Source organism: Heyndrickxia coagulans 36D1, from assembly GCF_000169195.2.
GTDB classification, from domain to species: domain Bacteria; phylum Bacillota; class Bacilli; order Bacillales; family Bacillaceae_C; genus Weizmannia; species Weizmannia faecalis.
Genome location: NC_016023.1, coordinates 2,829,680 through 2,842,840 on the forward strand (window position 1 = coordinate 2,829,680; position 13,161 = coordinate 2,842,840).

The window sequence follows — 13,161 nt, forward strand, 5'->3', positions numbered from 1 at the left end:
AGTCAAAATGAAAAGAAAGATTGGCAGAAAAAACTATGCATGGATGAAAAGCGAGCTTGCTTTTTTTGAAGAAGAAGGGACCATTACGCATACGCAAAAAGACGAGATGCTTGCACAGTATGAGGTTTCCCGGGGGGTGAGCCTTGTCCGCATTCTTGTCATGGTCGGGGCCCTTTTGCTTGGGGCGGGCATTTTCAGCTTTATTGCCAGCAATTGGGTCTATCTTGGCAAAACGGTCAAATTTCTCATCATCCTTGCTGCGATTGCAGGCGTGAACGGAGCGGCTATCAAACTGGAGAACAGCCATCCGAAAACAGCACGCGGCTTGTACTTTCTTGGTGTCCTGTTTTTCGGGGCGGGCATTTTTCTCACCGGGCAAATTTTTAACCTTGGCGGCTCATTCGGCCAGGCATTTTTATGGTGGGGGATTGGATCGCTGCCAATGGCCTATGTGCTGAAAGACAAATGGCTCTCCATTTTTGCCACAGTGCTTTTCCTTTTGTATTTGGATGCTGAAAATACCGGCATCGGGTACTTCGCTGTTCTCATTACCGCACTTTTAGCAGGATTACTTTACTGGATAAATGAAAAAACGGTTGCTTCCCGCCTGCTTCTGTTTTTCGTAAACGCGCTTTCGATTGCCGTGCTGTCCGTATTTCTGTTTAAACTCAGTGCATTCTTTCCCGCATACGGACATTTGGCTGCCTTTCTGCTTCTCTTTGTTGCCGGCTTCGTGATGCTGCGATTGCCGGTTCAGGAAGCGTACAGAGAAGTGATGCGGCTGGAAGGCCATTTACTTCACGGTTTGATGGGCATCCTGCTTACTTTTTCGTCTGTTTGGGAAGGTACGGTTTTTGGCAGCCACTTCAATTTAGCATTTTCAGTTGTGTACTTTCTGCTTGTCCTGTATTTTATCAAAACCGGCAGCCTTACCAATATCTTCATTCTCTGCATTTTTGTGCTGCGTTTTTACCTTGACTTTTCCTACGACTTTTTGCCGAAATCCATTGTTTTCATCATTGGCGGCCTAATTTTTATCGGTTTTGGCTTTTATTTTGAAAAGCAGCGGAAAGAAGGGGGAAACGGCCATGCATGATCTGGTGAAAAGAGGGCTTGCTGCGTTTGTTCCGATTGCCATTTTACTCGGGATGATTGTTTTGCCGTTATATACGGTTGCGGTGGGGGAACCGGTCAAACTGCAAATGGAACCGGTGGACCCGACGGATGCCTTCAGGGGCGATTATATACAGGTGAATCTTGAAGCGGAAACGGTACCGGCCAGCCGTCTGGACCGCAGTGCCATCGAGTATTTTGCGGGCCATAAAGGCGGGGAACTGACCGTGTATGCCCTGCTTAAAAAAGATGAAAAGGGCATTTGCCATGTGAAAAGTGTATCCGCCGAAAAGCCGCGGGGCGGAATATATTTAAAAGGGAAGGCTTACGAGTGGGAAGACGATGAGCAAAAAGTGTATATTGATTATCATCTTGATAAATTTTTTGTGCCTCAACATAGCGGGAAAGAAATCGAGCAGGCGGCAACAAAAGGGCGCGCTGCAGCAGTGGTAAAAATTTACCGCGGCCGTGCCGTTATCACGAATCTCGTAACTGAGTGACGGCCTACCCGACCGAATTTCTCTTGCACGTTTTTTCACGCATATAGAAATCCGGTTGGGAAATGCCGGGCAAAAAATCCCCCTGCATCCCGCACCCGGTGCACGTTCGCAACAGCGCCATATGGTTTGAAACGGTGTTGCTTATGCAAGTCTACACCCACATAAATGTCGTTCGCAACAGCGCCATATGGTTTGAAACCGCACCGGGCCGTTTTCTTTTTCAAAAAATAGCGGACCGGAAGCTTGTTCAATATGCAAATTTTACCCGGACAGTGTTTTCACAACCCTATACCGGGCCGCTTTTCCTTCCACAGCTTTACTTGGAAAGCAATGGAACGAAACTATGTAAAAATCTGTCTTGAAATTTCGGGTGAAAAGGGTCAAAATAGCTTATAGTAAAACAGTCATCACCGTATTTTTGAGAGAGGGGCCGCTTTGGACATGGAACAGCAACCATACATACATGATCCGGAAGTTGTAGCACAAATTGAAAAAGATTTGCGTTACATATCCGGCATTGTCAAGCAAAAGGGCCGTGAATTATTAAGCGATTATAAAATCACGCCGCCACAGTTTCTGGCGCTTCAATGGCTTTTTGAGGAAGGCGATATGACGATCGGGGAACTGTCGAACCGAATGTACCTGGCTTTCAGTACAACGACAGACCTGATTGACCGGATGGAAAAAAATGAACTCGTCAGGCGCGTAAAAGATCCGCATGACAGGCGGGTTGTCCGCATCCATTTACTGGAAAAGGGACGAGTATTGATCGACGAAGTGATCCGAAAACGGCAAGCTTACTTGCAGGGTGTGCTGAGCCATTTTTCACCGGATGAACTGGTCAAATTAAAAAACAACTTACTGCAATTGCATCAGGAAATGAAGACAGAATGAGGCGAGAAGTTTGAATGCACCAATAGGCGTGATTGATTCGGGGGTTGGCGGCCTGACCGTCGCAAAGGAAATGATGCGCCAGCTTCCGAATGAGACCATTTATTATGTGGGCGATACAGCACGATGCCCGTATGGACCGCGGCCGGTGGAAGAAGTCAAAAAATTCACTTGGCAGATGATCCGATTTCTGATGGACAAACAAATAAAAATGCTGGTCATCGCCTGCAATACGGCTACGGCAGTGATTTTGGACGAAGTCAGAGAAGAGCTGAAGATTCCGGTGCTCGGCGTCATTTATCCCGGCGCGCGGGCCGCTTTAAAACATACTAAAAATTTCCGGATCGGCGTGCTCGGCACGATCGGCACGATTAAAAGCCAGGCGTATGAACGGGCGTTAAAAAGCATCAATAAAAAAGTCAAGATTACGGCGCTTGCCTGCCCGAAATTTGTCCCGCTTGTGGAAAGCGGCCAGTACAACAGCCCGATTGCCAAAAAAATTGTCGCCGAAACCTTGTATCCGATCCAAAATTGCGGCATTGACACAGTCATTCTCGGGTGTACCCATTATCCGCTCCTCGGGCCGATTATCAAAAACGTGATGGGCGCGGGCGTTTCGGTCATCAGTTCCGGGGAGGAAACCGCGCGCGAAGTAAGCACGCTTCTTTACTTCCACGACCTTTTTAATATGGAAGACACGCGGCAGAAGCACCGCTTTTACACCACCGGCTCGAGCAAAATATTTGCCGCGCTTGCATCAGACTGGCTTGAACAGGATATTACTTGTGTGGAAACCATTCAATTGGGGGAGACGCTCTCCTGATTGGATGGTTTTTTGTTTTGCCTTAGCCCAAGCCCGCATAGAAACGGCCGCGAATAGGCACAATAGCTTTTGAAAAACGGAGGTGGATATATGGAAAACAATGGTTTGGCTTACCACGAAACAAGGGAGCTCCATGAAATGCTCAATTTCAAAACCATTTGTTTATTAAAATCGAAAATGATGTCCGGCCTGGTATTCGACCAGGATTTGAAGGCATTGATGGAAAAAGACGTGCAGCAGGCAGAAGCAGCCATTCAAGAAATGAAAGCTTTATACAAGCTGAATCCGGGAGGGATGCTGCAATGATTCATGATTACTTGGAAATCGAAAACGCGGAAGGCATGCCAGAAATGGCGGATTCAGCGGTTGCACTTGAATTTTTGATGAGTATTAAAACCGGGATCCGGAACGCAGCGGCAGCCATTACGGAATCAAGAACGCCTGCAGTGAGGGCCGCATTCCAGAAACAGCTTGCAGAGGGCCTTTCCCTTCATGAAGAGGTTTCAAATTTCATGATGCAAAAAGGCTGGCTCCACCCGTATAACGTAGATGACCAGTACAAACTGGATATGAAATCCGCTGATATGGCGCTGATGATCGGCAAACTGAACCTGTTTCCCGGCAATACATCGCGCATGGGCATGATGGCGCAGATTGATGCGGACGAATAGGAGGAAAACATGAAAGCAGTCACTTTCCAGGGAATCAAAGATGTCAGAGTAAAAGATGTGCCGGAACCGAAAATAGAGAAAAAAGATGATATTATTGTGAAAATTACGTCATCGGCCATTTGCGGCTCCGATTTGCATCTCATCCACGGCATGATACCGAATTTTCCGGAAGACTATATCATCGGGCATGAGCCGCTCGGGATTGTCGAAGAAACCGGACCGGATGTCACGAAAGTCAAAAAAGGGGATAGGGTGATTATACCGTTCACTGTCGCCTGCGGGGAATGCTGGTATTGCACACACCATCTGGAAAGCCAGTGTGACAATGCGAATGCGAACGGCGAGATGGGCGGCTATTTTGGATATTCCCATCTGACAGGCGGCTATCCGGGGGGCCAGGCGGAATATTTACGCGTCCCGTATGCGAATTTTACACCGTTTAAAATTCCGGAAAACAGCGAAGTCAAAGATGAAGAACTCGTGTTGCTTTCAGATGCCGCTTCCACTGCGTTCTGGTCGGTGGACAATGCGGGTGTAAAAGACGGTGACACGGTTGTCGTGCTCGGCTGTGGACCGGTCGGCCTGCTTGCGCAAAAATTTGCATGGCTGAAAGGGGCGAAACGTGTCATTGCCGTTGATTATCTGGATTACCGGTTGCAGCATGCCAAGAAGTATAACAAAGTGGAAACCGTCAACTTTGAACAGCACGACAATACCGGCGAATATTTGAAAGAACTCACTAAAGGCGGTGCGGATGTTGTCATTGATGCAGTTGGCATGGACGGAAAAATGACACCGATGGAATATTTGACATCCGGGCTGAAACTCCAGGGCGGGGCGATGAGTGCGCTTGTCATCGCGTCACAGGCGGTGAGAAAAGGCGGCACCATCCAGGTAACAGGTGTTTACGGCGACCGTTACAACGCATTTCCGCTCGGCGATATTTTCCAGCGCAATGTCAGCCTTCGCACGGGACAGGCGCCGGTCATTCATTATATGCCGTTTCTGTATGACCTTGTGGCGCAGGAAAAAGTCACACTCAGCGACATCGTGACGCATGTATTGCCGCTTGACCAGGCTGAAAAAGGATACGAAGTGTTTGATACAAGAACGGACAATTGCATAAAAGTGGTCCTCAAGCCGTAAAAAAAGCCCGGCGCTGCTTTTTTTAAAAGCAGGCCGGGTTTTTCGTGCCTGTCCTCTTCAAATGTGTAAAGCGAAAGCCAGCAGATAAGAGGGAGAAGGCCGGCTGCGCTTTAAACTGACGTAAAGTAAAGCAGTGGGTACGCCGTTTAATCGGGAAGGGGGATTTGTAAGGCGGTCCGGGCTGCCTGCATGTCGACATGCAACTGGTCCTCTATATGATAAGGGTGATAGTAACCCTTTTCAATCATAAAGTCCATGATCTTATCATGCATGTCAATGGCCGCCAGAAGCTGTGCGGAAAGAGCGGCTCTGGCTTCCGCTGTTGCCGCCTCGGTTACCGCAAACGCGAGCATCTTCACACCGGACTTTGTTGAAATGAGCAAGTCAGATGCAATGATGCTGTCTGACATGTCCCCCATCCCGATGATGTTTTGGAGAAAGCCGTTCATTTTTCTTCCCTCCCCAAAAGCGACATGAGTTGTTCGATATCCTGCTTCGCCTGCTTTGCATTCTGCCCGAGCAGTTCTTTTAAAGCCGGATCCTGTGCAATGGCCGACATGGTTGCGGATTTTGTTAAGCAGATGTTTTTAAACATTAATATTTCGTGCATATCAAGCGTTTCATGAACGCCCAGTGTCTGGTCCAAATCAATCCCTCCTGTTCAGCTGTATTTTTATTATGGAAAAGCGTGCCGTTTTTATTCTGCCCCGAAATTTTTGCATGTCCGGTCTAATTTTTCGGAATGCCAGTATACATAGTAGTACAAACAGTCTTCGGGAGGGGAAAGGGATGGTAAAAAAAGCAAAGGCAGCCGGCAAACTTGCCCTGGCGTTTGCGGCATGCAGCATCTGGATCTCGGGTTGCAGCCTGCTACCTGAGAAGCAGCCGGAAAAAATTGATCCACATCAAAGTGTTTCTGTAAAAGACGGAGCGAAACAAACCGCAAAAGCAAAGAAAGGGCAGGTGCTAACAGAGCTGTATTTGATTGATAAATACGGTTATGTCGTTCCACAAACGATCGCCTTGCCCGAAAGCAAAAGCATTGCAAAACAGGCACTGGAATACCTCGTGCAGGACGGCCCGGTTTCCAATTTGCTGCCGAACGGCTTCCGCGCGGTCCTTCCCGCGAATACGCAGTTGTCGGTAGATGTGAAAGACGGTTTGGCGACGGTCGACTTTTCGGGGGATTTCAAAGACTATCAAGCGCACGATGAACAAAAAATATTGGAATCGGTCACATGGACGCTGACCCAGTTCGACTCCATTCAAAAGGTCTCGCTTAAAATGAATGGCAAAAAACTGAAGGCGATGCCGGTTGCGGGGACACCCGTAAGCCCGGATGGTTTGACAAGGGAGGCAGGCATCAATACGGATACAAAGTATGTTGCCGATATTACAAATACCCATCCGGTCACCGTTTATTATTTGGCGGAAACAGGGGAGCAAAGCTATTATGTGCCGGTAACGAAGCGCGTTGCGGACAGTAACAAGGACGATGTCGCAGCAGCGGTTGAAGAACTGGTTAAAGGTCCTTCCCCGGGTTCCCATCTTGTGTCCGGATTCATGGACGATGTCAAACTGAAGAAACAGCCGGAAGTGGCAAACGGGAAAGTGACGGTTGATTTTAATAAAGAAATTTTAGGGAGCCTCGATAAAAAGATGATCTCAAACGAAGTGCTCGATCCGCTCGTCCTGACGCTGACCGAGCAAAAAGGGATTAAAAGCGTTGCAGTCGAAGTGGACGGCAGTACAAAGCTTGTTACAGAAGACGGAAAATCGGTTTCAGAACCGGTGACAAGGCCGGAAAAAGTCAACACGGGTAGTTTTTAGCGTGGTTTTTTTGTTATACTATAGAATATGGGACAAAAGGGGTAGCCAGACTACCTCTTATTTGTATCGTGCATACATAATACATTTCCTTTAAAAGGGGGAGAAAATTGGCGGCTGTTTTGATTGCAACAAAAAACAAAGGTAAAGCAAAAGAATTTGCAGCTTTATTTTCCCGGTTCGAGCTCGAGGTGAAAACGTTTTTGGATATGGAAGGCGCACCGGACGTAGAGGAAACGGGGAAAACGTTTGAAGAAAATGCGATTTTAAAAGCGGAAGCGGCGGCCAATGCATACGGCATGATGGCAATTGCCGATGATTCGGGGCTTATGATCGATGCGCTTGGCGGCAGGCCGGGGGTTTATTCTGCACGCTATGCAGGGAAAGAGAAAAATGATGAGGCAAACATCGATAAGGTGCTTTCCGAGCTTGAAGGGGTACCGGATGAAAAACGTACAGCTTCTTTTTATTGTGCACTTGCGGTTGCCCGCCCTGGAAAAGAAACATTTACGGTGTCCGGGACGCTTCAGGGAAGGATCACGCGGGAAAGGATCGGAGAGAACGGATTCGGGTACGATCCCATTTTTATGCTTCCGTCCGGCAAAACGCTTGCCCAGCTTTCTGCCGAAGAAAAAAATAAAATCAGCCACCGTGCCCATGCACTGGCAAAACTTTCGGATGCACTGTATTCGATTTTAGGGGAGGAAGGCAAAAAATGAAACTGCTGATTGCAAGTGACAGCCACGGACTTACGGAAGAGCTGATCGAGCTTAAACGGCGGTACGGCGGGGAAATGGACGCGATGATCCATTGCGGCGATTCGGAGTTGCGAGCGGACGAGGAGGCCATCCGGGACTTTTTAACCGTGCGCGGCAATTGCGATTATGAGCGGAAATTTCCGCTTGATATCACGAAAGAAATTGGGGACAGCAAAATATTTGTCACCCACGGCCACCATTATAATGTAAAAATGACCCTGTTGAATTTGTCTTATAAAGCAAAAGAAGTGGGGGCGGATTTTGTTTTTTTCGGGCACTCCCATATTCTCGGTGCCGAGCTGATTGAAAATACTCTTTTCCTGAATCCCGGCAGCCTTTTGATGCCAAGGGGCAGGACGGAACGGACGTATGCGGTTGTGGAGAAAAACGGAAATACGATCCGTGTTTCATTTTATACGGACAAGCACCGCGAACTTGAGGATTTACGCCAGGAATTCTCGTTATGACGCCGGGAACTCCGGCTGCAGAGCAAGGCGGGTACGAAGCCGGGCCAATCCGGTTGCGGAAACCGCTGCCTGCTGCTGCACCCGCCCGTTGCAGGAAAAAATCGTGTTTTTTTCAAATTCATGATTGACATTTGCCCGCCTGCTGATTAAAATGATATATGTTCGTAACAAACCATTTTAAAATGTCCCAGTAGCTCAGCAGGATAGAGCATCGGCCTTCTAAGCCGCAGGTCGGGGGTTCGAATCCCTCCTGGGACGTATGCACGTCCAGTTAGGACAAATAGAGGTCTTAAAGATGCTTGAAAATGCTGTTATATCAACTTTTTCAAGCGTTTTTAATTTTTCTGAGAAAAGTTCAAAAAGGTGGGTTTTGATTTCGTTTTACACATTTTTTACACAAGCCGCATCGCCTTTCTGAATGCTTGCTGAACCGGAAAGGGCAGGACAGAATGAGGGTTGTCCACTATGAGAACACCAAACGGATCAAACCTTACCTGGAATGGCAAAACAGGCCTGCTTGATGTCCAACCACGAAAGAATATGCTGGAATCCGGCGCGAAGAAGGGAAAGACTCAAAGAAGAAAGGATACAAAAAGAACGTAATCCACTCCATCACAATGTTTAGGGAAGCTACAGAATCCGAACCGATCGCTAGAATGCCCGATGATCTATTTGAAAAAATCAAAAGAATCCTGCGGAAAATAGAGCAAGGGTATGAATGTTTCCAAATCGGAGAAGGGAAGAGGTGAATAAAGCTGATTAGCTATAGAAGAGAGGTTAGATTAAGGGATTTGGAAATATATATGCTATATAATGACAATGTTTCTATGGGATATTTAATTATCGAGGATTTAAGAAGGCCACTAAACGAAAGCGAGCTTCAACTCTTGCCATTTCGTACAATGGATGAAGAGGATATTGACGATGTCAAGAATACAATTAAAATAGATATCGTATTAGATGGGGATGATTATAGTAGTGAAGAGCGGGGGATTTTTGAAGAATTTGCAATGGATTTAGTAGACGGGAAGCCCCATTGTGCTTACTTATGTAAAACACATGTCAATGAAAAATTTTTCTATGAACGTCCTGTGGACCCTGGCCCTGCAGATTATCAGAAATTATTGGAGTTAGTGGAATCTGGTTTTAATATTTCTGATCATATTTTTGATCACGAGCATTTGATGCATTTATCTCAAGATTGAAATAAGACGACGGCGGCAAAAAGGCCGTCTTTATTTTTATTGCGATGCATGTGGGATACTCTCGGTGTGGACATCTGTTTGTAAGGGGGACAGTCAAGAGCAAGGGTGTCTATTGGGAGATGGGAGTTGAAGGAAGCGAAGGGGTCGCCTGGGACGTAGCACATAACCGCAAAAAGGCCGGGCAGCAAGGAAAAACCTTGTGACCCGTCCTTTTGTGTAAAAAGGGTGTAAAGAGCCGTTATGATTTTTTCCCTTCTTTTTCCAGTTCTTTCATTTCTTTATGGGTTTGCGGAAATCCGTTTGCGATCCATTCGGAACGGTATGTGGAGTCCAGCTGTGTGAGCCCTTTTTCTTCCGGTACTTTGTCCGCATCCACACTTTCCATTTGGTCGATTTTTTTGCTGTTTCTCATATCCGTATCTTCCCACGTTTCAGCCGAATCTTTTTGCCGTTTATTGCAAGCGGCCATGACCAGCACGGCTCCCCCGGCGGAAAGCAAAGTGCCTGAAATCAGATTCATCATTGACCTTTTCATCGAATCCCTCCGTCATGTGTAGACTTGTTATTCATTACCCCTTTTTTCTTCTTTTAAATCATCCCATCATGTTTCAATCCTTTTTCATTTGGACAAACTATAAGTAAAACTGCCTGTTTAAGGGAGGAATTGAAATGCGAAATGCAATCGTTTTACTGGCAAAATTTATCACGTGCATTGTCGCTTTTGCGGTTGCGCTTGATCTCTTTTTCGATGCGACGATCACAGACATTTTATCGTTCAGCCTGCTTGTCACAATAGTGTCTTATGTTGTTGGAGATGTGCTCCTTTTGCCACGCATTGGGAATTGGAAAGCAACCGTTGTTGATTTTTTGCTTGTTTATGCCAGTGTCTGGATTTTCGGGAACGTCGTGCTTGACAATTATTTGCAAATTGCATGGGGCAGCTTCATTGCCGCCTGCCTGATTTCGGCTGCGGAAGTGCTCGTGCACAGGTTTTTGCATCATGATGCCCCAAGCGCTGAAAACACGGCAAAAAGGCAAAATCAACGCCTTGCTTATGGCACGGAAATGGCTGAGGAAGAGGACATTCACGATATCAGACCGGACAAGAAATAAGCAAGCCGGACACGGAAGCTTTATGGCTTTCTGTGTTTGGCTTTTTTCATAATAGAAAGCCCCCTGGCAGTATAAACCCTTTGCAAAAAAACCGGTTCATGCTACACTAGTGACGATCTAAAAAAAGGCGGAATGGACAATGAAAAACGGAAAAAGCAATGTGGTGCCGTTCCCCCGTCTGAAAGAACGCCTCTTGGAGCGGGGACTCGAATCCATCAGCCAAAAAGAATATAAAGAAGCTGCCGCGCTGCTTCGCCAGGCACGCCGGCTTGACCATGACGATGGGGAAATCGGGACCGCCTACATGATTGCGCTCTATGAAGCCGGCGATTATGAAGGGGCGAAAGAACAAGGCAGACAAATGCTTCGTGAAGGAAACGGTGACTACTTCGAAATCCTCGATCTGTTTCTCATGATTCTTGTCCAGCTCGGTGAACATGAAGAAATCAGCAGTACCTTGCGCGCTCTGCTGGAAGAAAAAGAAGCCCCACCGGACAAGCTGGATCATTATGAAAAACTGCTCGCTTTCAGTGAAAAGCGGATGCAAATGCCAAAACCAGAACGGGAGCCCGAGCATACGGGCCGTAAGCTTTTTGAAACCGGGGACCAGGAAGAACAAATCTTGCGGGTTTCGCATCTTGTGCATGAAAATATCCGGCCGTATCTCGATGAAATCCGGGCATATATCCGGGATCCGGACAAACATCCGTTTATCCAGACCCTTTTGCTGAACGTTTTAAAAGAACAGGGGATCACGGATGAATTCGAGGTGCAAAAACTCGGCAAGGCTGGCGCCGTAAATCCCGCGCATCTTTTGCCGATTTTTGAAACGCAGCTGTATAATCTTTTGATTACGCGGCTTTCAAGGGATGTCGAACAAAAAAATCCGACACTTTTTGCTCAGATTAAAACGGTTTTGGACCGGCATTTTTTCCTGCTGTACCCGTTTGAACCGGAGCCGGAAGATCCCGCGCTGTGGACGGCTGCCTACTACAGCATGGGCCTGAAGCTTTTCGGGCAGGAAGCGTATTTTGATAAAATCGCGATGTACTATTCGGTGGAGCCGGATACCTTGCTTGAGGCCGTCCGCTATCTCGAAAGCCTTGAGGAAATTTCTTTGCCGAATCTGTAGGCTCATCATTGAAAGACAAAAAAGCTATGTTATAATTAAATGGTTGTAAACTGTCTTTTTTCAATCCGTATTTGAAAAAAGCAATAGACAAGGGAATCAGGAAACAGACCCGGTCTATTTCCTATTATTACATTATTATTTATAGATTGTTGGAGGGAAAGGTATGTCAGCAAAATGGGAAAAAACTGAAGGAAACCAGGGGATCCTGACAGTTGAAGTAGATGCTGAAACGGTTGATAAAAGTCTGGATAAAGCCTTCAAAAAAGTAGTGAAACAAATCAATGTCCCGGGTTTCCGGAAGGGCAAAATCCCGCGTCCTTTATTTGAAAAACGTTTCGGTGTAGAATCTCTTTACCAGGATGCACTGGATATGATCGTGCCTGGCGAATACGAAAAAGCGATCGAAGAAACCGGTATTGAACCGGTTGATACGCCGAATATCGATGTCGAACAAATGGAAAAAGGTAAACCGCTAATCTTTAAAGCGACTGTTACCGTGAAACCGGAAGTGAAACTTGGCGAATACAAAGGCCTTGAAGTCGAAAAACCGGATACAGACGTAACGGACGAAGACGTGGAAGAAGAATTGAAGAAATTGCAGGAACGCCTTGCCGAACTCGTGATCAAAGAAGACGGCGAAGCGGAAATGGGCGACACGGTTGTCATCGACTTCGAAGGATTCGTTGACGGCGAAGCGTTTGAAGGCGGATCTGCGGAAAACTATTCGCTTGAACTTGGTTCGGGCAACTTTATCCCAGGTTTTGAAGAACAATTAGCAGGCGTAAAAACCGGCGATGAAAAAGAAATTGAAGTTACTTTCCCGGAAGAATACCACGCTAGTGAACTTGCAGGCAAAAAAGCTACTTTCAAGGTGAAAGTCCATGAAATCAAAGCGAAACACCTGCCTGAACTGGACGATGAATTCGCGCAGGATGCGGATGACGAAGTGGAAACGCTGGATGCATTAAAAGAAAAAATCCAAAAAGATTTAAAAGAATCGAAAGAACATGCAGCAAAACACGCGGTTGAAGATGCAGTGGTCGAAAAAGCTGCGGAAAATGCAGAAATGGACATTCCAGAAGCGATGATCAATACGGAATTAAACCGCATGCTGCAAGAATTCGAACAAAACTTGAGTGCCCAGGGGCTGAACCTCGAACTTTACTATCAGTTCTCCGGCCAGAATGAAGAAGCGCTCCGCAATCAGATGAAAGAAGATGCGGAAAAACGCGTCCGCTTTAATCTGACGCTTGAAGCGATTGCCAATGCGGAAAACCTTGAAGTATCCGATGAAGAAGTGGATGAAGAACTGAAGCGCATGTCCGAAATGTACGGCATGTCCGTTGACGATATCAGGCGGGTGCTCGGTTCTACGGACGGCATTAAAGCCGATCTGAAAGCGCGCAAAGCGATCGATTTTCTTGTGCAAAACAGCAAAACTGTTGCATAATATAAATAGAAATACAAGGCACGGCACTGGCTCGTGTCTTGTTTTCTAACCTGCGGGCTGTGCCA

Annotated in this window: 17 protein-coding genes and 1 tRNA gene; 15 read left to right on the forward strand and 3 right to left on the reverse strand. The window is 46.8% G+C overall.

The window, feature by feature from the left end; translation table 11 throughout:
• Positions 1-7 precede the first annotated feature (7 nt).
• The 7 genes from BCOA_RS30620 to BCOA_RS30655 all read left to right on the forward strand — a co-directional run bounded on the left by BCOA_RS30620 (position 8) and on the right by BCOA_RS30655 (position 5,144).
• Positions 8-1,096: a DUF2157 domain-containing protein gene (locus BCOA_RS30620; protein ID WP_014097818.1), complete on the forward strand. Its 1,089-nt coding sequence runs from the start codon at positions 8-10 to the stop codon at positions 1,094-1,096.
• Positions 1,089-1,613, forward strand: coding sequence for a GDYXXLXY domain-containing protein (locus tag BCOA_RS30625; protein WP_014097819.1), 525 nt, complete (start codon positions 1,089-1,091; stop codon positions 1,611-1,613). Before BCOA_RS30620 ends, BCOA_RS30625 begins: the two co-directional genes overlap by 8 nt.
• A gap of 441 nt (positions 1,614-2,054) precedes the next feature.
• Entirely contained in the window at positions 2,055-2,507 is a 453-nt protein-coding gene (locus BCOA_RS30635) for a MarR family winged helix-turn-helix transcriptional regulator (RefSeq protein ID WP_035184469.1), read from the forward strand.
• Between the two features lie 10 nt (positions 2,508-2,517).
• Positions 2,518-3,327, forward strand: a complete 810-nt coding sequence (racE, locus tag BCOA_RS30640) for a glutamate racemase (protein WP_014097821.1) — start codon at positions 2,518-2,520, stop codon at positions 3,325-3,327.
• Between the two features lie 90 nt (positions 3,328-3,417).
• Complete coding sequence (locus BCOA_RS30645; RefSeq protein WP_014097822.1) at positions 3,418-3,633, forward strand: hypothetical protein; 216 nt, start codon at positions 3,418-3,420, stop codon at positions 3,631-3,633.
• The gene (locus BCOA_RS30650) at positions 3,630-3,998 is read left to right on the forward strand and encodes a spore coat protein (protein WP_014097823.1); all 369 of its coding nucleotides are present in this window, start codon (positions 3,630-3,632) and stop codon (positions 3,996-3,998) included. Before BCOA_RS30645 ends, BCOA_RS30650 begins: the two co-directional genes overlap by 4 nt.
• 9 nt (positions 3,999-4,007) lie before the next feature.
• Complete coding sequence (locus BCOA_RS30655; RefSeq protein ID WP_014097824.1) at positions 4,008-5,144, forward strand: zinc-dependent alcohol dehydrogenase; 1,137 nt, start codon at positions 4,008-4,010, stop codon at positions 5,142-5,144.
• A gap of 146 nt (positions 5,145-5,290) precedes the next feature.
• Here BCOA_RS30655 and BCOA_RS30660 read toward each other — a convergent pair whose 3' ends face one another.
• Both BCOA_RS30660 and BCOA_RS30665 read right to left on the reverse strand, forming a co-directional pair.
• Positions 5,291-5,593, reverse strand: a complete 303-nt coding sequence (locus tag BCOA_RS30660) for a spore coat protein (protein ID WP_014097825.1) — start codon at positions 5,591-5,593, stop codon at positions 5,291-5,293.
• The gene (locus tag BCOA_RS30665) at positions 5,590-5,790 is read right to left on the reverse strand and encodes a hypothetical protein (protein ID WP_014097826.1); all 201 of its coding nucleotides are present in this window, start codon (positions 5,788-5,790) and stop codon (positions 5,590-5,592) included. Before BCOA_RS30665 ends, BCOA_RS30660 begins: the two co-directional genes overlap by 4 nt.
• Before the next feature lie 143 nt (positions 5,791-5,933).
• Here BCOA_RS30665 and BCOA_RS30670 point away from each other — a divergent pair, with 143 nt between their 5' ends.
• The 5 genes from BCOA_RS30670 (at position 5,934) to BCOA_RS30690 (ending at position 9,401) form a co-directional block, all read left to right on the forward strand.
• Positions 5,934-6,974: a GerMN domain-containing protein gene (locus tag BCOA_RS30670; protein ID WP_014097827.1), complete on the forward strand. Its 1,041-nt coding sequence runs from the start codon at positions 5,934-5,936 to the stop codon at positions 6,972-6,974.
• Between the two features lie 107 nt (positions 6,975-7,081).
• Positions 7,082-7,690: an XTP/dITP diphosphatase gene (locus BCOA_RS30675; protein WP_014097828.1), complete on the forward strand. Its 609-nt coding sequence runs from the start codon at positions 7,082-7,084 to the stop codon at positions 7,688-7,690.
• Positions 7,687-8,196, forward strand: a complete 510-nt coding sequence (locus BCOA_RS30680; RefSeq protein ID WP_014097829.1) for a metallophosphoesterase — start codon at positions 7,687-7,689, stop codon at positions 8,194-8,196. The genes BCOA_RS30675 and BCOA_RS30680 overlap by 4 nt, the downstream gene beginning before the upstream one ends.
• 184 nt (positions 8,197-8,380) lie before the next feature.
• Positions 8,381-8,454, forward strand: a tRNA-Arg gene (locus BCOA_RS30685).
• A gap of 533 nt (positions 8,455-8,987) precedes the next feature.
• Complete coding sequence (locus tag BCOA_RS30690; RefSeq protein ID WP_233896578.1) at positions 8,988-9,401, forward strand: hypothetical protein; 414 nt, start codon at positions 8,988-8,990, stop codon at positions 9,399-9,401.
• Between the two features lie 238 nt (positions 9,402-9,639).
• Here the strand turns inward: BCOA_RS30690 and BCOA_RS30695 are convergent, their stop codons facing one another.
• Positions 9,640-9,936, reverse strand: coding sequence for a hypothetical protein (locus BCOA_RS30695; protein ID WP_014097831.1), 297 nt, complete (start codon positions 9,934-9,936; stop codon positions 9,640-9,642).
• Between the two features lie 134 nt (positions 9,937-10,070).
• Between BCOA_RS30695 and BCOA_RS30700 the strand changes: the two genes are divergently transcribed.
• From BCOA_RS30700 to tig, 3 genes are all read left to right on the forward strand, one after another.
• Positions 10,071-10,514, forward strand: a complete 444-nt coding sequence (locus tag BCOA_RS30700; protein WP_014097832.1) for a YndM family protein — start codon at positions 10,071-10,073, stop codon at positions 10,512-10,514.
• Between the two features lie 139 nt (positions 10,515-10,653).
• Complete coding sequence (locus BCOA_RS30705) at positions 10,654-11,646, forward strand: tetratricopeptide repeat protein (protein ID WP_014097833.1); 993 nt, start codon at positions 10,654-10,656, stop codon at positions 11,644-11,646.
• A 163-nt stretch (positions 11,647-11,809) separates the two neighbouring features.
• Positions 11,810-13,096, forward strand: coding sequence for a trigger factor (gene tig / locus BCOA_RS30710; protein ID WP_014097834.1), 1,287 nt, complete (start codon positions 11,810-11,812; stop codon positions 13,094-13,096).
• Positions 13,097-13,161: the final 65 nt, after the last annotated feature.